This is a genomic window from Pseudarthrobacter cellobiosi (genome assembly GCF_023913815.1).
Taxonomy (GTDB): domain Bacteria; phylum Actinomycetota; class Actinomycetes; order Actinomycetales; family Micrococcaceae; genus Arthrobacter; species Arthrobacter cellobiosi.
The window spans coordinates 419,529-437,856 of sequence record NZ_JAMXBK010000027.1; the positions used below are offsets into that span (position 1 = coordinate 419,529).

Sequence of the window (18,328 nt, forward strand, 5' to 3'; positions counted from 1 at the left end):
CTGTGCACGGCCGCCGCTCAATCCCTAGGATTGGAACCGGCGGGGCCAGGCAACGGCCGGTCCCGGTTCGAACCGACTTTGAGGAGTGGACATGACAGCAACACGCACCGCGCACACAGTATGGAACGGCGACCTGATGACAGGGTCGGGTCAGACCACGCTGGACAGCTCCGGCCTGGGCACATTTGAGGTTACCTGGAAGGCACGCACCGAAGCGGCCGAGGGCAAGACCAGCCCGGAAGAACTGATCGCCGCAGCGCACGCGAGCTGCTTCTCGATGGCGTTCAGCAATATGCTCGCCCAGGCCGGACATGCTCCGGAAGAAGTCAACACCAAAGCCGACGTGACCTTCGTTCCCGGCACGGGCATCACGGGGAGCCACCTGACGATGTCGGCAAAGATTCCCGGCATCTCCGAAGAGGAGTTCCAGCGGATCGCCGGCGAGGCCAAGACCGGCTGCCCGGTTTCCGGCGCGCTGGCCAGCATCGAGATCACCCTGGACGCGTCCCTGGAATCCTGATCCGCTCCGGCGGCTGCCGCGTTCGCTATGGACGCTGACGGTTCCTGAGACAGAGCAGGCCCTGCCCCGCCCGGACTGACCGGGAGGGGCAGGGCCTTCTTTGTTCTGTTGCTGCCTGGCTGGCCCTATTCGCCGTGCCGGCGGGCCGGAAGCGGTGCGGGCTTGAGGCGACGGTAGCCTTCGCGGACCGGGGGCTTGTCCGTGGGCAGCTCCTGGATCATTTCCTTGAGCGCACCGATCCCGTATTCCAACTGGGGGTCCCTGCCGGCGGCATAAGCGTGCGGCGGGTAGAGCACTTCGATGTCGGGATCCACGCCGTAGTTTTCCACGGACCAGCCCACGCCGCCACCGAACCAGGTGGCATACCGCGGCTGGGTCACTCCGGTGCCGTCAGCCAGGGAGAACCTGTTATCGATCCCCACCACACCGCCCCACGTGCGCGTGCCGATCACCGGGCCGATCCCCCGCAGTTTGGAGACCTGGGTGATGATATCGCCGTCGGAGCCGGCAAATTCATCGGCGAGGATGATCACCGGACCCCGCGGCGCGTGGTGCGGGTACGTCCGCGGACGTTCGCCGCGGGGCATGCTCCAGCCGGTGACCTTCCGGCCAATCAGTTCCGCCACCAGCTGGGACGTGTGGCCGCCACGGTTCCGGCGGACGTCCACGATGAGGCCGTCCAGGGCAGTTTCGGTGTCCAGGTCGCGGTGCAGCTGCGCCCAGCCGTTGGCCATCATGTCCGGGATGTGCAGGTACCCGTAGCGGCCGCCGGAGGCCTCCCGGACGGTCAGGCGGTTCGCGGCCACCCACTCCTGGTAGCGCAGGCGTTCCTCGTCCTTGACCGGGATCACGGCGATCCGCCGCTGCTCCCCTGCCTCGGCTCCATGCGCGGCTCCGTTGCGCAGTGTCAGCTCCACAGCCCGTCCGGCGGCGCCCACCAGCTGCATCGCGGGGCTCAGCTTGGCGGACAGCGGCACTCCGTCAATGGCCAGAACTACATCCCCGGCCATGGCGGCAGCGCCGGGCCTGGTCAGCGGCGAAGTGGCCAGCGGGTCCGAGGACTCCCCGGCCAGGATCCGGGTGATCTCCCAGCCCGCCGCTGTGAAGGCAAAGTCTGCGCCAAGCCGTCCCTGGCCGTTGCTGCCGTTTTCCGTGACCGATGCGGGCCGGACGTAGGCGTGCGAGGTGCCCAGCTCCCCGTGCAGCTCCCAGAGCAGGTCCACCAGATCATCGTGGGACCCCAACCGGTCAACGATCGGACGGTACCGCTTGTGGATCGACTCCCAGTCCTGTCCTGCCATGTCTTCGGCCCAGAAGAAATCGCGCTGCAGGCGCCAGGCTTCGTCGAACGCCTGGCCCCAGACGCTGAGCGGATCCATCATCACGCGGATGCGGCCCAGGTCCACCTTGACCAGCTGGCCCGATTCCTCATCGGCTTTCGCAGCAGAGGGAACCACGCTGATCTGCTTGTCGTTGACCAGCACCACCTTCTTGCCGTCGCCGGAGAGCCGGTAGCTGTCCAGGGCTTCCACCAGTGTGGCGGACTTCCGGCGGGCCAGGTCGAACCGGACCAGGCTGGGGCGGGCGTCCTTGTCTTCCTGGCTGGCTTTGCCGTCGCCGGTGACGCCTGCCAGGGCCCAGTCCAGCCACAGCAGTGCACCCTCCGTTGACGTGAGTGACGTGTAGTTGCCCTGGGGCACCGGAACGCCGATGACCCGGTGGGCCAGCCTGGCCGGATCCACGCGGACCGCGGGACCTGCCGCGGTGTCTGTGTCCGTGGTGTCCGCGCTGTCCGTGTTTGCGGCAGGGGACAGGTCAACAGCGGGGCCAAACGGCGACGGCGTCGTGGCAGCCAGTGCCACCAGGTACGGCTTGATGGGGCTGGGGAAGGACAGGTCGAACGAGTGGCCGTCGTACACCGGGTCAAAGCTGCGGTTGGACAGGAAGGCCAGGAACTTACCGTCCGGCGTGAAGCTTGGGGACCCGTCGCAGAAACGGCCGTCAGTGACCTCGACGATGCCGCCCGCCAGGTCTGCGGCATTGGCTAGCCGGAGGCGGCTCCGGGAGCCGAACGAGGTGACAGGTTCGGACCAGGCCAGCCACTGGGAGTCAGGAGACCACGCGAGTTCCGCGATGCTGCCCTCGCCGATGCTGGTGACCAGGGACAGGTCCCCGGTGGCTGTGTCCGCTACATAAATGTCGCCGAAAGAGGTTCCCACGGCAATCCACCGGCCATCGGGGCTCGCTTCCAGGGCGCTGGCGCGTGACGGCTTGGGGAAGGCGATGCGGGTCGGCAGACCGGACCGTCCTGCGTTGACGTCGGCTTCCGCCGGGGAGTGGGCGGCGTCGGCCGGCGATTTATCGGCCGGGGAGTCATCAGGCACTGGAACAACGACGTCGGCAATCACCGGTGCGGATGATGCCGCCGCGGGAACCGGGCGCGGCAGTGGCGCTTCCGATTGGTCCCGAGCGGCTGCAGCGGGTACGGCAGCCGGGGCTGCCGTGACGGCAGGGACCACGGTGTCGGGGACCTGCGCGGCAATCTCCTTGATGTAGATTGCCTCCACGCCGTCGTGATCGGCGACGTAAGCGAGACGGCCGCCGTCGAGCGGCCTGGGGAGCCGTGCCCGGACACCCGGGGTGGCCTCGACGATACGGGAGGGGCCGTCCTGGTGACGGAGCCAGTGAAGAGTGCCATGGGCCTCCACTGCGCTGGCGGAGCCGCTGTCATCCGGCACCACCGTGCCCAGATGCTTGGAGGTTTTCAGCAGGCCCGGGCGACGCGATTGCGACGCGGAACCCAGCGAGATGTCCAGCCGTACCGCGGCAGAGGACAGATCGTGCAGGATCCAGAGCTCACCGGCAGATTCGAAGATGACCCGCCCACCGTCGGTGGACGCGTGCCGGACGTAGAAGTCCTCGTGGTCGGTGTGCCGTCGAAGATCGCCGCCGCCGGGCAGCACCGAGTACAGGTTTCCGTAACCCTCGTGGTCTGACAGGAACGCGATGCGCCCGTCCACCCACAGCGGATCTGCGAGGTTTCCGTCGAGGTGGGGAACCAGACGCTCGAACTCGCCGTTTCCGTCCGCATCAATCCAGAGCTTGCCCGCTGTGCCGCCGCGGTACCGCTTCCACCAGGCCGGTTCGCGGGAGAGCACGCTGGCCAGGACAACCGGCCGCTCGTCCCCTACTTCGGTACCGAAGGCCACGGATTCGACCGGCCCGAAGGGGAGCTCCTCAGCCGACCCGCCGTCGATCGGGACGCTGTAAGCATAGGTGTGCCGGCTTTCAGCCTGGCGGAACGCGCTGGTCACTACTACATCGCCGGCTGCCGTGAAGCCTTTGACCTTGGTTGTGGCGTGGCCGAAATACGTCAGTTGCCGGTAGCCACCGCCGTCCACATCCGCCGAGACCACTTCCGGGGCGGTTCCCTGGATGACAGTCCAGACCAGCCGTTTGCCGTCAGGCGTAAACCGCGGATTGCGGGCGGGCAGCTGCAGTGACGAAACCCGCCAGGCGCGGCCGCCGCTGAGCGGCGCGATCCACACGTCGTCCTCTGCCACAAACGTGACCAGATCGCCGTGGACATGCGGAAACCGGAAGTAGCTCGAAGAAGTCATCGTTCGATCATAGTCAACTCCCGGTACGGTCCCGGGGAGGTACCGACGGCGTGCGGGCCGTGGTGAGATGGATCATGCACATCGTCATTGCCGGGGCCTCAGGGCTGATCGGGACCCATTTGTCCGCAACGCTGCGAGAGGCCGGCCATGACGTGACCGCCCTCGTCCGACGCGAGCCCACGTCCTCAGCCGAAATCCGCTGGGACCCCGCAGCGCGCCGCCTGGATCCGGCGGCGCTGGCCGGCGCGGACACCGTGATCAACCTGTCCGGTGCCGGGATCGGGGACAGACCTTGGACAAGACGCCGAATCGACGAGCTGTTGACTTCGCGCTTGGCCGCCACCGGCACCCTGACCGCGGCCATGGCCACGCTTGACGACCCGCCGCGCACGTTTATCAGCCAGTCGGGATCCAACTACTACGGCGATTCCGGGTCCGCCCAGCTCCGGGAGAACGCGTCGCCGGGCTCGGGTGTTCTGTCACGTATCTGCGTCGAGTGGGAGGCCGCCGCCCATCAGGCGCCGTCCGGCGTCCGCGTGGTCACACCACGCACCGGTGTTGTCCTCAGCCCCACAGGTGGCGCACTAGGCCGGCTGCTGCCGCTGCTTCGCCTCGGACTGGGCGGTCCACTCGGCCACGGCCGGCAGTACTGGCCGTGGATCACACTTCCGGACGTCGCCGCAGCATTTATGTTCCTTGCTGACTCCGGGCTCCACGGACCGGTCAACGTCTGCGCCCCCGAAAGCGCTGACGTCAACGCGTTGGTCGGCGCCTTGGCATCCGCGCTCCACCGGCCGGCATTTTTCCGGGTACCTTCGCCGGCCCTGCGCCTGGTCCTGGGTCAGTTGGCCGATGAACTCATCCTTCCCAGCCAGCGGATGGAACCGGCGGCACTGGAAGCAGCCGGCTTCCAGTGGCAGCACCCGTCACTGGCCCAGGCCGCTGCCTGGGTGGCCGGCAAGCACTGAGCCTGAGCCAATGGGCTGAGCAACGGGCTGAGGCAACCAGTCAGGTCCCGGGAAGGACGTCCGTGATCCGCCAGCGGCCGTCAACGGAGACCAGCACCAGCCGGAGGTTCTGGGCGGCCACCGGTGCGCCGGCCGCCACGATCGCTCCGGAATCGTCCCTTTCCTCATAGGGCGACGTGGCTGACGTGACACTGACAACAACCTGGCCGGATGGACTGCCGGGCTGGACCTGCAGATCCGCTACGGAACTCGTGAATCCGGCCAGGACGTGGCCTGACTCCTGGAGCTCGGCCTTAAGGCCTGCATCCGTGGCAGAGGCCGCCGATCCCGGGGCATTAACCAGATCCAACAGCTCCAGCCGGCCGGAGCTGAAGGCCAGGGACCTCACGGCGGCCAGTCCCTGGACTGCTTCGAGCGGGTCCGCAGAGTCCAGCTGGGCCGCGGCGTCTCCCGGGACGCCTGCGGCGGCGAGCATGGTGTCCAGCTCGCCGGTGACCACCTCGCCGGTCTCCGCACTCTCCGCTTCTGCCCGTGCGCCGGTCCTGTCGCCGGCACTGGCAGCCACCGCCCCTGGTCCGCCGGACACCGCCCACGGCCCCTCCGGCCCAAAGGCGCCAGCGGCCCAGATGGCTCCTGCCACTATGGCGCCGGCTCCCACCGCCAGCAGCACCGTGCACCGATTGCGTCCGGCCATCCCCGCACGCCCGCCGCGCCGATCCGGTTCGGGGCGAACCATGTTCTGCGTCGCCACTTTCCTACGCTTCGCACCGATGTGGTCTTGATGTTTCGGGCCGGGTTCCACCACCTTCTGTGACGCCACCGTCCGTCGTTTCGCCCCCGGTTTTGGTTGGGGATCCTTCGGGCCAGGTTCCACGGCATGCCTGCCGCGCGGCGCCGGCTTTTCACCGTCGACCGCCTGGACCGGTGCGGCGAGGCCTCCGGCCGCTGGTGCGCTGGCCTCAGGTGCGCTGACCTCTGGTGCGCGGGGCTTCGGTGCGCGCACCACGGGCATCTCCGCTTTCTCCCCAGCCGGGAACGGAAGGACCTGCCGCACCCCCATCAGCCCGGACCAACGCGACGTCGAGATCCGGCGCCGCCAGGCCCGGAGACCATTCCGGAGCGCGCCGCCGGGATGTTCCGGGACGGGGCGCCGCGTCAGCAGCTGCGGGATAACCGTGGCGTGGACGGAGGACGCGAGGTCCACCGGCAGCGGCGGGGCACTGCGGTAGACCGCCGTCGCCAGCTCAAGAGCCGTGGGCCGGAGCCGCCGGTCCTCATTAAGGCCAGCTTCCAGAGCCGCGGCCAGCTCGACTGGAACGTCAGGGAGCAGGAGGGAAAGAGGCGGGCGGTCGGCGGTACGGCGTGGCGGCTGGCCCGTAAGGCAGTACCACCCCAGCGCCGCCACCGAGTAAACGTCGCGTTCCGGCTGCAGCCCCGCCCTCACGGCGTCCACCGGTGCCGGATCCATGAACCCCGGGGTGCCATGGTCCGGCACTGCCGAAACATCACCCACCATCCTGGCGATGCCGACGTCGGACAGCATTGGCTTGCCATGGCCTGTAAAGAGGACGTTCCCGGGCGATACGTCACCGTGGGTGAACCCCTGGCCGTGCAGGTAGCCAAGTACCTGGGCAATAGGAGTGAGCACGGTGACCGTCTCCCCGATGGTGAGCTTGGCCCTGCTGCCGACCAGCTCTCCGAGGGAACCGCCAGGCGCGTAATCCAGCAGCAGCCCGATTGTCCCTCCGGCCGACACTGCTGATCCGGCCGGCCCGCGAAGACGGAAGGCGTCGTGGGCTTTGATGAGGTGGTGGTGGTCAAGGACAGAAAGAATGCGGATTTCACGGCGGATGGCCTCCTCGGAGTCGGCCCCGGCTTCCCTGTGTTCGCCGGGACCGGTCGCGCCGCTGTGCCCTGCACCGAGCCATTTCAGCGCAAACTCGCGGCCGGACCTTTCGTCAGTAACCAGCCACACCGTTGAACTTCCGCCTCGGCCCAACACGCGGCCCACCAGGAACCCGGGAACTACGGGAGCAGTGAAATCATCCATGACTCATGTCTAGCGGAATCCGGGAATGCCTGCAGAAGTTATCCACAGGCCATGGGCCTCCACCGGATCCGCCAGTGCATGAGTCAGTGCATGAGAGGTCTGACACTATAACCGGACCCCTCGCGGATCGGGGTCTAAGCTTGACGGCATGACTCTTGAGTTTTCACAGGTGGGTCTCGCCCCGGACTTCGTTGACTACACGCGCGGCTGGGATCTGCAGCGCGGGATCCACAGCAAGGTCGTCACAGCCGAAGCACCCAGCACTGTCCTCATCCTTGAACATGCCGCCGTCTATACAGCGGGCAAGCTCACAGAAGAGCACGAGCGCCCGTTGGACGGCACGCCCGTCGTTGCGGTGGACCGCGGCGGAAAGCTGACCTGGCACGGCCCCGGCCAGCTGATCGCGTATCCGATCCTCAAGCTGAAGAACCGGTCAGGCATCCGAGACTACGTTGAGCGGCTCGAAGCCGTGATGATCGCGGTTATGGCTGACTATGGCATCAACGCAGAGCGCATCAAGGGACGCGCCGGCGTGTGGATCACGGCGGACAGCAAGGGTCCGGACCGGAAGATTGCAGCAATCGGCATCCGGGTCCTGGACGGGGTCACAATGCACGGCGTCGCCATTAACTGCAACAATGATCTGGCGCCTTATGCCCAGATCATCGCCTGTGGCATCACCGACGCCAGCGTCACCACAATGTCCATCGAAACCGGCAGGGACATCGCCCCGGGCGATATCGCGGACCGGTTCGTGGAAGAATTTCGCAAGCACGAAGAAGCACTCGTTTCAAGCCCTGAGGGAGCACTCCTGTGACACTGGCACCAGAAGGCCGGAAGCTGCTGCGCGTTGAGCAGCGCAACTCTGCAGTACCCGTGGAGCGGAAGCCGGAGTGGATCAAGGCGAAGGTCCAGATGGGTCCTGAGTATGTCCAGCTCAAGAACCTGGTCAAGAAGGAAGGCCTGCACACGGTGTGTGAGGAGGCCGGCTGCCCGAACATTTTTGAGTGCTGGGAAGACAAGGAAGCCACGTTCCTGATCGGCGGGTCCGAATGCACGCGGCGCTGTGATTTCTGCCAGATCGACACGGGCAAGCCGTCCCCGGTGGACATGTTCGAGCCCACGAAGGTGGCCCGCTCGGTCCTGGCCATGCAGCTGCGCTACGCCACGGTGACCGGTGTGGCCCGGGATGACCTGGCCGATGAGGGTGTGTGGCTGTACGCCGAGACGGTCCGGAAGATCCACGAGCTGAACCCGGGCACCGGCGTCGAACTGCTGATCCCGGACTTCTCCGGCAAGCCCGAGCACATCGCGGCGATCTGTGATTCGAAGCCGGAGGTCTTCGCGCACAACGTCGAGACCGTGCCCCGGATCTTCAAGCGCATCCGGCCCGCGTTCCGGTACGACCGGTCCCTGGATGTCATCACCCAGGGCCGCAAGCTCGGGATGGTGACCAAGTCCAACCTGATCCTGGGCATGGGCGAGACGCGCGAGGAAATCTCCGAAGCCCTGCGCGACCTGCACGAGGCCGGCTGCGACCTGATCACCATCACCCAGTACCTGCGCCCCTCCGAACGGCACCTGCCGGTGGACCGCTGGGTCAAGCCGCAGGAGTTCGTGGACCTCCAGGACGAGGCCAACGAAATCGGGTTCCTCGGCGTCATGAGTGGCCCGCTGGTCCGTTCCTCCTACCGGGCCGGCCGGCTCTGGGCCACCGCGATGCGCAAGAAGGGCTGGGAAATCCCCGCCCAGCTCGCCCACATCGAGTCCTCCGGCAGCACCCGCCAGGAAGCCAGCTCACTGCTCGCCGCACACTCCTAAGCCATAGTTTGGTATCCCTGAGGGCCCGCACCGGACATTCTCCGGCGTCCGGCCCTCAGGCATAAATCACGTAGAATTGAGGAACTATGGCGAACTCCCCTGATTCCAGTAACAGCACTCCGGCGGCCTCTGACGTCCCGAAGCGTGGCCTCTTCTCGCGCAAGCCAAAAGAAGCAAAGGTCAAGAAGCCCAGCCGGCTCAAGCAGATCGGCGAAGTCTTTAACATGACCCGCCGCCATGACCCCATGGTCCCGTGGCTGATGCTGCTGGCGTTCCTGGGTGTTGTGGCTGTCAGCTTCCTGGTGGGTTTTTGGCTGGACAACTGGATCACCGGCCTGCTCATCGGTATTCCGCTGGGCCTCCTCGGCGCCACCCTGATCCTCTCCCGGCGTGCCGAGCGCGCTGCCTTCGCCCAGATCGAGAACCAGCCCGGAGCCTCAGGCGCGGCCCTGGGCACGCTTAAGCGCGGCTGGATCACCGAGGACCAGCCGGTCGCGGTAAACCCGCGCACGCAGGACGCCGTGTTCCGCGCCGTCGGCCGTCCCGGCGTCGTTCTCGTCAGCGAAGGCCCCACCATCCGCGTCAAGCCAATGCTCGACGCCGAGCGTAAGCGCCTTGCGCGCATCCTCCCGAACGTCACGGTCCACATGATCGAAAGCGGCCGCGGCGAGGGCCAGGTTCCCATCAGCCAGGTAGCCAAGAAGATGGGCAAGCTGAAGAACGAACTGACCAAGCTTGAGGTGAATGCGGTATCCAAACGCATTTCCTCGCTGGGCAACCGCCTCCCGATTCCCAAGGGAATCGACCCTTACAAAGCACGCCCCAACCGCGGACGCTAAAACTCTTGAACCGCCCCGGTTCCCGGCTTGGCCGGAACCAGGGCGGTTTTTGTCTGCCGGACGCCGCCCAACCAGGCGGGACATTGATTGGAAGCAGCTACATGACGAGTCCTGCTAGAACCCTTGTTATCCGGGCCTTCCGCGTCCTGGCGGTTGCCGAAGCCTTCAGCTGGGCCGCGCTGCTGGCAGGCATGTACTTCAAGTGGATCGCCAAAACCACCGAACTGGGTGTGGAGATTGCCGGACCTATCCATGGTGCGCTGTTTGTGGGCTACGGCATCGCAGCCCTCACCCTGTGGCGGCTCCAGCGGTGGCCCTTCGTTGTGGCCCTGTTCGCGGGACTGTCGGCGGTGTTCCCGTTCGCCACTGTCGCGTTCGAACGCTGGGCCGGAAAGCGCGGCTACCTGACGCCAGGCACGGCCGTTCCTGCCGGGACAAAGGAAACAGCGGGGGTCTGACGGCGCATTGCCCTGTATTCCGGCGCCGTCTGAGCCGGCATGCCGGGGCTGCCAACTGCCTGGATACTGCTAGCGCCGTACGAGAACGGTATTCATCGCCTTGTCGTGCAGTCCCCGCTGGTCCGGATCGAAAATTACGGCGGGAATCACCAGGCACAGCAGCACTGACCTCACCACGGCAGCCATCGGACCCGCGGGCCCACCGCCCAGGCGCAGCACATGGATCCCGGCCACGCGGTGGCCGATGCTGTAACCGAGGGTACCCACAAGCAGCATCTGTTCCGCGGCGAAAATCGCCAACGTGGCCCAGGAATCACCGCCAAAGGCAAAATTGCTGATCAGCAGGGCAATCCCCCAGTCAAGGACGATGGCGAGGATGCGCCTGCCCGCCCTGGCGATGGAGCCGGAACCGGATTCGGGCATTCCCAGGCGCTCCCCCGGGTACTTTGAGATGCCGGACGTGTCCGGTCCGCTGAGCCAGGAGCCAATGTCATTGCGATCTACCACCGTCCAAGCTTACCGACTCACCGCCGACCACAGAGTGGAAACCGTTGGACCGCACTACGGACACCGGATAGCGTTACCTGATCAGGACAATTCTGTAACCTGAACAGGGCATTCTGTAACCTGCCCGAAACAATGTGGACACTGTCGGGAAATGACGTGTCCATAGGCTGATAGCAGTTTCAAGCAATACCTGCCAAGCAGGGAAACTTGGTTTCCCTGCCCTTCGGATTGCGCTGGATCAGTTGGCTTGCCAGCCAGTTATTACATATGCGTAAGGAGCATAGATGTTCAAGACTGCGGACGAAGTCCTCAAGTTCATCAAGGACGAAGATATTAAATTCGTCGATATCCGCTTCACCGATCTCCCGGGTGTGCAGCAGCACTTCAACGTGCCGGCAAAGAGCGTCGACGCGGACTTCTTCATCAACGGCCAACTCTTCGATGGTTCCTCCATCCGCGGTTTCCAGGGCATCGCCGAATCCGACATGCAGCTGATCCCGGACGTCACCACCGCATTCCTGGACACCTTCCGCATGGAGAAGACCCTGGCGCTGAACTTCTCCATCGTGAACCCCCGCTCCGGAGACCCTTACCACCGCGACCCCCGCGGCGTGGCCGAAAAGGCTGAGGCCTACCTCGCCTCCACAGGCATCGCCGACACCGCGTTCTTCGCTCCGGAAGCCGAGTTCTTCGTCTTCGACAACGTCCAGTACCAGTCCTCCCCCGAGGGCAGCTTCTACAAGATCGACTCCGAAGAAGCACACTGGAACACCGGCCGCGAAGAAGACGGCGGAAACCTCGGCTACAAGACCCCCATTAAGGGCGGCTACTTCCCGGTTTCCCCCACCGACAAGCAGGCTGACCTCCGCGACGCGATGTGCATCGCCCTGGATGAGGCAGGCCTCGAGGTCGAGCGCAGCCACCATGAGGTAGGCTCCGCCGGCCAGGCTGAAATCAACTACAAGTTCACCACCCTGACCCACGCCGCAGACGACCTGCAGAAGTTCAAGTACGTCGTCAAGAACACGGCCGACGCTTGGGGCAAGTCCGTGACCTTCATGCCGAAGCCGGTCTTTGGCGACAACGGTTCGGGCATGCACTGCCACCAGTCGCTGTGGACCAACGGCGAGCCGCTGTTCTACGACGAAAAGGGCTACGCCGGCCTGTCCGATATGGCCCGCTGGTACATCGGCGGCCTGCTGAAGCACTCCTCGGCCGTCCTCGCCTTCACCAACCCGACGGTGAACTCCTACCGCCGCCTGGTCAAGGGCTTCGAAGCTCCGGTCAACATGGTGTACTCGCAGGGCAACCGCTCCGCCGGTATCCGTATCCCCATCACGGGCTCCAACCCCAAGGCCAAGCGCATCGAGTTCCGCGCTCCGGACCCCTCGTCCAACCCGTACCTGGCCTTCGCTGCCCAGCTGATGGCCGGCATTGACGGCATCCGCAACCGCATCGAACCGCCGGCTCCGATCGACAAGGACCTCTACGAGCTGCCCGCCGAGGAAGCCAAGGACATCCCGAAGGCTCCGGGCTCGCTGGAAGAGGCACTGGAGGCCCTGCGTGAGGACAATGAGTTCCTGCAGGCCGGTGGCGTGTTCACCCAGGACCTGATCGACACCTGGATCGAGTACAAGTACGAGTACGAGATCCGCCCGCTGTCCCTGCGCCCGAACCCGTACGAGTTCGAGCTCTACTACGGCGTCTAGCCCGATCCGCGGCTGAACCCGTTCAGTCCGCCAAAAAGTCCGCCCGTGCTGCCAGCATCAACGCTGCAGGCCGGGCGGACTTTTTTTTCCCTAAGGTGGGGGCTGGCTCCAGACGTGCTGAGACCGGGAGCCAGCCCCCTGGCATGTGCTCCCCGAGACGAAGACTTTTCAAGCCTTCCCCCCAACAAGGTTTGAAGAACACCGCCAATCCACATGATCGGTCAATGTGGAGCCGGAGGCAATGCCCGGGACCGCCGTGTCTGGACGAATTATCCCGTGAAGCTCCGGTACATGGTCCGTTGCGGTCCGGAACTGCCGCCCAGGTATTGCCCCTGGTCCACAAAGCCGGCGGTCCTGTACGCGGTCAGTCCGGCCGGGTTGGATTCATTGACGGAAAGCACGACGCCGGCCTCGTGGGTTCCGCGTCTGGCGGTCAGTTTCGCGGCGGCCTCCACTGCGGACGTTGCCGCCAGAGGCCCGAGGCCCTGCCCCTGTTGGCGTCTGTCGATCAGGAAACCGCGTAGCAGCCACGCAGAATCATCGTCCGGCCAGCCGGCCAGGCGCGCGGCACCGGCCTGGAGGGTCAGCACACCGACGGCGTAGCCCGTAGCCTCCACGACATAAGGGAACCGGGAATCCTCCTCCAGTCCCGCCAGGACCATGCGGAGCGGGTCACCGACGAAGCTGCTTTGGCCCGGGCCCAGTTCCATGTTGGCTACCTCACCCAGCTGGATGGCAAGCGCATCAGCATTGAGGTCATCCAAGGCGATGAGCCAGACAGAATCAACCCGGTTTTTCAGGTCGGCTGTCCGTCGGATCCGGCCGGAGCTCCGCCGTCGGCCGATGGGCCGGCAGGGTCCATCCACATGACTTCCCAGAGGTGGCCGTCCGGGTCCTGGAAACTGTGGTTGTACATAAAGCCGTAGTCCTGGACCTCCTGCGACGGTGTGCCTCCGGCGGCCAGCGCCTTGCGTACCGTTTCGTCCACGGCTTCCTTGCTGTCCACCGAAAACGCCATGATGGCCTCGGTGGAACTGGTGGCATCGGCCACGTCCCTAGAGGTGAACGTTTTGAAGAAACCCTCCACCAGGAGCATCACAAACGCGTTGTCGTTCATGATCATGCAGGTCGCGTTTTCATCCGTGTAGTCCGGATTGAAAGAGAAGCCAAGGGCGGTAAAGAAATCGACGGACCGCTTCAGATCCTTCACGGGCAGGTTCAGGTAGATTTGCGTAGCCATGGCCCCCAACCTAGCATCGCACCGCGGCGGCTGTCTGCTGCCCTCCGGGAGAACCTCAGGCAGCCGCTAATGGCCGTAGAAGGCTTTCTCGAACACCGCACGGGCCCGCCGGCTCAGGCGGAGGTAGTCCTCTTCTAGGGCGGCCGCGTTGCCAGGTTCGTAGCCGCACCAGCGGGCCACCGCCTCAAGGTCCCCGCGTGCGGACGGCAGCGTGTCCGACGCCCTGCCGCTCCAGATGACGTTGGCGGACCGGATCCGGCTGGCGAGCCGCCACGCGTCGGCCAGCAGCTTCGCGTCAGGCCCGGCGAGCAGGTCCAGCGCAGCCGCCGCTTCCAAGGCCTCCACCGTGGACGTGGTCTGCAGGTCCGGGTGCTTGGCCGCATGCTGGAGCTGAAGGAGCTGCACCAGCCACTCGACGTCGCTCAGTCCTCCGCGACCAAGCTTCACGTGGCGTGCCGGATCCGCCCCGCGCGGCAACCGCTCCGCTTCCACCCGAGCTTTGACCCTGCGAACCTCCCGGACATCCTGCTCCGAAATCGACTCCGGGTACCTGATGGGGTCGATGAGGGCCAGGAAGTCCTCGGCCAGGGCATCGTCGCCCGCCATGGGCCGGGCCCGCAGCAGCGCCTGCGCTTCCCAGATCAACGACCAGCGGCGGTAATATTCGGCGAACGAATCGAGGGAGCGGACCATGGCCCCGTTTTTGCCCTCGGGCCGAAGATCCGCGTCCATCTGCAGCACCCGCTCGGCCATGATGGCCGGCTTGAGCGGCTGCGTGAGCAGGCTGGAGACCTTGGCGACAATCCGGGCCGCCTGATCCTGTGCTTCCTCGTCCGTATAGCCCGGCAACGCGCGGTGCACGTACATCACGTCGGCGTCGGAGCCGTAGCCGATCTCGCGGCCGCCCTGGCGGCCCATGGCCACCACCAGCACCGCGGTCTTGAGCGGTGCCTCAACAGAGACGATGCCTTCGGCCACGCGCAGGGCGCCCAACACCGCCGCCCGGTCGGTGTCCGCCAGCGCCGCGCCCACCTGGTCCTGGTTGAGAAGCCCGGCAGAATCGGCGATCGCGATCCGGAGGATCTCCCGGCGCCTAATGAGCCTGATCAGCCTGATGGCGTTTTCCGGGTCCGAGTGCCGCGACATTTTGGACGTGATCTCCTGCCATTGGGCTTCGAAGCCCAGCGGCACAAGGTCTTTGTTGGTGCCCAGCCACGCCACCGACTCCGGCGACACCTCCAAAAGATCCGCAATCAGGCGTGAGTTGGAGAGGACGTTGCATAGCCGTTCAGCCGCCGCTGTGGAATCCCGGAGCATGCCCAGATACCAGTGGGTGGTGCCAAGGGCCTCACTGACGCGCCGGAACGCGAGCAGCCCGGCGTCGGGATCAACACCTTCGGCGAGCCAGTCCAGCAGGATGGGCAGCAGCTGGCGTTGCAGGGCTGCCCGCCGGCTGACACCGGCGGTGAGTGCCTCGATATGCCGCATGGCGCCCCGCGGGTCACGATAGCCCAACGCGGCGAGACGGCCCTGGGCGGCCTCCGGCGTCAGCCTGGCGTCCTCGCTGCTGAGTTTGGCCGCGGTGTTAAGCAGCGGACGGTAGAAAATACGTTCGTGCAGTTCGCGGACAGAGCGTTTGGTCTTCTGCCAGGTGGCCAGCAACGAAGCCGGCGGCGGCCTGTCATTGGAGAACGGGCTAAGCACCGCCTTTGCCAAGGCGCGCTGTGCCGCTTCGCTGACGGGCATCAGGTGTGTCCGCCGGAGCTGGAACAGCTGGATGCGGTGTTCCAGGAGGCGAAGGTAACGGTACGCGTGATCGAAAGCGGCGGCGTCGGACCTGCCGATGTAGCCCCCTGCCGAGAGGGCCGCTATTGCTGCAGTGGTATCCCTGCGCCGAATGGTTTCATCGGATTTTCCGTGTACCAGCTGGAGTAACTGCACGGTGAACTCCACGTCCCGGAGGCCGCCGCGGCCGAGTTTGATCTGCCGCTGTTCCTCCGCCGCCGGGATATGCTCGGTAACCCTGCGGCGCATCGCCTGCACGGATTCCACGAACCCTTCACGGCCCGCGGAGCTCCAGATCAGCGGGGCCACCGCGTTTTCGTAGCGCTCCCCCAGGTCCCTGTCGCCGGCAATGGTCCGCGCCTTCAGGAGCGCCTGGAATTCCCAGCTCTCGGCCCACCGGGCGTAGTAGCTTTCGTGCGAGGCCAAAGTTCGGACCAGGGGCCCGGACTTGCCCTCCGGCCGCAGGTTGGCGTCCACTTCCCAGAGGCCTGGTTCACGTGCCACGGAGGAGATCGCCCGGGAAATGCCGGTGGCCAAGGCTGTGCCGATAGTACTGGCACGGGCGTCGTCCAGGTCGCCGGAGTCGATCACGTAGATGACGTCGACGTCGGAAATATAATTCAGTTCCCGCGCTCCGCATTTGCCCATCCCGATGACGGCCAGGCCAACGGCGGCCACCTCCCCGGCGCTGAACTGCTCAGCAGCCTCGGCACGGGAAACTGCCAGCGCAGCTTCGATCGCGGCCCCTGCCAGGTCAGCGAGTTCAGCTCCGACGGCGGGCATAAAGTCCAGCGGGTCAGCAGCGCACATGTCCTTGACCGCCAGGTCCACCACCCCACGGCGGTAGGCCGCCCGCAGGGCGGCATAGGCGTCGGCTCCGGTCATTCCCGCCACGGGCCGGGCTGACCCGGGCTCCGCGCGGACGGATTTCAGGAGGACAGAGCGGAGGTGTTCCGGATCTGCCTGAAGTGGCTCGGGGCTGGCCGTGACGTCGAAGGCGTCGAGGTGTTCAGGGTGCCGGATGAGGAATTCGCCCAACGCTTCGGAGGCCCCGAGCACCCGGTAGAGCGGCTCGCTGGTCTCCGGAGCGGCCGAGGCCAGCTCCCGGAGACCGGGGTGCTTTTCGATCAGCCGCACCAGTGACTGCAGTGCGGTGTCGGGGTTGGCGGCCATTTGCAGCCCGGCGAAAATCCTGTCCGGGTCCAGGCCGTCCAATTCCGGGGCAGCCAGGAAGCGCTCACCCTTCTCCAGGTCACTGAAGCCGGCTGAGATGAGGCGCCGTGCGAGGCTCACCGCCGCCTAGAGAATGCCGAGGTTGCGCTGCAGTTCGTAGGGCGTCACTTGGAGCCGGTAGTCCTGCCATTCGGCACGCTTGTTGCGCAGGAAGTGCTCGAAGACCTGCTCGCCGAGGATCTGCGGCATCAGTTCGGAGTCCTCCATGGACCGGATGGCATCGTGAAGGCTGGCGGGCAGGGGGTCGTGGCCCATCGCACGGCGCTCGGCGGAGCTCAGTGACCAGACGTCGTCCTCGGCTGCGGCGGGCAGGTCGTAGCCTTCTTCGATCCCCTTCAGTCCGGCACCCAGCAGGACGCCATAGGCCAGGTAGGGGTTCGCTGCAGAATCAATGCCGCGGTATTCGATGCGGGCCGACTGGCCCTTGCCGGGCTTGTACAGCGGGACCCGGACCAGGGCCGAACGGTTGTTGTGGCCCCAGCTGAGGTAGCTTGGCGCTTCGCCGCCGCCCCAGAGCCGCTTGTAGGAGTTCACGAACTGGTTGGTCACAGCCGTGAACTCGGGAGCGTGCTTCAAGATGCCTGCGATGAACTGGCGGGCCGTCTTGGAAAGCTGGAATTCGGCGCCCGCCTCGTAAAAAGCGTTGGTGTCGCCCTCGAACAGCGAGAAGTGCGTGTGCATCCCGGAGCCGGGGTGGTCGGTGAACGGCTTAGGCATAAACGTGGCGTAGGTTCCCTGCTGGAGGGCCACTTCCTTGATCACCGTGCGGAACGTCATGATGTTGTCCGCCGTCTGCAGGGCGTCCGCATAGCGCAGGTCGATCTCGTTCTGGCCGGGACCGGCTTCATGGTGGCTGAACTCCACCGAAATACCCACGGATTCCAGCATGGTCACGGCCGTGCGGCGGAAATCCTGCGCCACTCCGCCGGGAACGTGATCGAAGTAGCCGCCCTCGTCAACGGGTACCGGCGCGCCGTCGGGCCCGGGCTGCTGGGACTTGAGGAGGTAGAACTCGATCTCCGGGTGCGTGTAGCACGTAAAGCCCATGTCCGCAGCCTTGGCCAGGGTGCGCTTGAGGACATTGCGCGGATCGGCGGCTGACGGTTCGCCATCCGGAGTCAGGATGTCGCAGAACATACGCGAGGTCTGTTCGGTCTCGCCACGCCAGGGCAGGATCTGGAACGTGGACGGATCCGGCTGCGCCAGCATGTCCGATTCGAACACGCGTGCCAGGCCTTCGATAGCCGAACCGTCGAAACCGAGCCCTTCCTCAAAAGCACCTTCAACCTCGGCCGGGGCGAGTGCTACCGATTTGAGTGAACCTACGACGTCGGTGAACCACAAACGTACGAACCGTACGTCGCGCTCCTCGATTGTGCGCAGGACAAACTCTTGCTGGCGGTCCATGATGGCCTCTTCTCCGGTCAATCGTTCATGCCCCGGGTCCGCGGAAGCGGCGGCCGGCAGCAGTTCACCATCACTTTACTAAGCAATCGGCTCCAATGCGGGCGACGGCGCCGCACGTAACACAGCGTTAACACAGCAACCATTGACGGCCGCGCCCACAGGTGGCAAAAA

The 18,328-nt window shown here is 65.6% G+C and carries 14 protein-coding genes; 7 read left to right on the plus strand and 7 right to left on the minus strand.

The genetic code is table 11. From position 1 onward, the window contains the following. The first annotated feature begins 91 nt into the window (after positions 1–91). Complete coding sequence (locus tag NG701_RS17545; RefSeq protein WP_252569239.1) at positions 92–520, plus strand: OsmC family protein; 429 nt, start codon at positions 92–94, stop codon at positions 518–520. Between the two features lie 125 nt (positions 521–645). On the opposite strand, the gene NG701_RS17550 is transcribed toward NG701_RS17545, so the two are convergent. After that, entirely contained in the window at positions 646–4,140 is a 3,495-nt protein-coding gene (locus tag NG701_RS17550) for a S41 family peptidase (RefSeq protein ID WP_252569241.1), read from the minus strand. Positions 4,141–4,214: 74 nt separating this feature from the next. Here NG701_RS17550 and NG701_RS17555 point away from each other — a divergent pair, with 74 nt between their 5' ends. Then, complete coding sequence (locus tag NG701_RS17555) at positions 4,215–5,108, plus strand: TIGR01777 family oxidoreductase (protein WP_252569242.1); 894 nt, start codon at positions 4,215–4,217, stop codon at positions 5,106–5,108. A gap of 40 nt (positions 5,109–5,148) precedes the next feature. On the opposite strand, the gene NG701_RS17560 is transcribed toward NG701_RS17555, so the two are convergent. Next, positions 5,149–7,158, minus strand: coding sequence for a serine/threonine-protein kinase (locus NG701_RS17560; RefSeq protein WP_252569244.1), 2,010 nt, complete (start codon positions 7,156–7,158; stop codon positions 5,149–5,151). Between the two features lie 148 nt (positions 7,159–7,306). Between NG701_RS17560 and lipB the strand changes: the two genes are divergently transcribed. The 4 genes from lipB to NG701_RS17580 all read left to right on the plus strand — a co-directional run bounded on the left by lipB (position 7,307) and on the right by NG701_RS17580 (position 10,276). After that, positions 7,307–7,975: a lipoyl(octanoyl) transferase LipB gene (lipB, locus tag NG701_RS17565; RefSeq protein WP_252569247.1), complete on the plus strand. Its 669-nt coding sequence runs from the start codon at positions 7,307–7,309 to the stop codon at positions 7,973–7,975. Then, positions 7,972–8,979 (plus strand): lipoyl synthase, encoded by a 1,008-nt coding sequence (gene lipA, locus NG701_RS17570; protein WP_252569249.1) that lies wholly within the window; start codon positions 7,972–7,974, stop codon positions 8,977–8,979. The genes lipB and lipA overlap by 4 nt, the downstream gene beginning before the upstream one ends. A gap of 86 nt (positions 8,980–9,065) precedes the next feature. After that, on the plus strand, positions 9,066–9,818 hold the full coding sequence (locus NG701_RS17575) for a DUF4191 domain-containing protein (RefSeq protein WP_252569252.1): 753 nt from the start codon (positions 9,066–9,068) through the stop codon (positions 9,816–9,818). A gap of 101 nt (positions 9,819–9,919) precedes the next feature. After that, positions 9,920–10,276 (plus strand): DUF3817 domain-containing protein, encoded by a 357-nt coding sequence (locus tag NG701_RS17580; protein ID WP_252569254.1) that lies wholly within the window; start codon positions 9,920–9,922, stop codon positions 10,274–10,276. Between the two features lie 69 nt (positions 10,277–10,345). Here NG701_RS17580 and NG701_RS17585 read toward each other — a convergent pair whose 3' ends face one another. Further along, positions 10,346–10,783, minus strand: a complete 438-nt coding sequence (locus tag NG701_RS17585) for an RDD family protein (RefSeq protein WP_252569256.1) — start codon at positions 10,781–10,783, stop codon at positions 10,346–10,348. Positions 10,784–11,067: 284 nt separating this feature from the next. On the opposite strand from NG701_RS17585, the gene glnA (NG701_RS17590) reads away from it, so the two are divergent. Next, positions 11,068–12,492, plus strand: coding sequence for a type I glutamate--ammonia ligase (glnA, locus tag NG701_RS17590; protein ID WP_252569258.1), 1,425 nt, complete (start codon positions 11,068–11,070; stop codon positions 12,490–12,492). Between the two features lie 269 nt (positions 12,493–12,761). Here the strand turns inward: glnA (NG701_RS17590) and NG701_RS17595 are convergent, their stop codons facing one another. The 4 genes from NG701_RS17595 to glnA (NG701_RS17610) form a co-directional block, all read right to left on the minus strand. Beyond that, a complete protein-coding gene (locus tag NG701_RS17595; protein WP_374208711.1) occupies positions 12,762–13,310 on the minus strand; it encodes an N-acetyltransferase in 549 nt (182 codons plus the stop codon). Further along, the gene (locus tag NG701_RS17600; RefSeq protein ID WP_252569260.1) at positions 13,289–13,732 is read right to left on the minus strand and encodes a VOC family protein; all 444 of its coding nucleotides are present in this window, start codon (positions 13,730–13,732) and stop codon (positions 13,289–13,291) included. The genes NG701_RS17595 and NG701_RS17600 overlap by 22 nt, the downstream gene beginning before the upstream one ends. A 66-nt stretch (positions 13,733–13,798) precedes the next feature. Continuing rightward, positions 13,799–16,810: a bifunctional [glutamine synthetase] adenylyltransferase/[glutamine synthetase]-adenylyl-L-tyrosine phosphorylase gene (locus tag NG701_RS17605; protein WP_252569262.1), complete on the minus strand. Its 3,012-nt coding sequence runs from the start codon at positions 16,808–16,810 to the stop codon at positions 13,799–13,801. Between the two features lie 6 nt (positions 16,811–16,816). Beyond that, a complete protein-coding gene (glnA, locus tag NG701_RS17610) occupies positions 16,817–18,157 on the minus strand; it encodes a type I glutamate--ammonia ligase (protein WP_252569265.1) in 1,341 nt (446 codons plus the stop codon). Positions 18,158–18,328 lie beyond the last annotated feature (171 nt).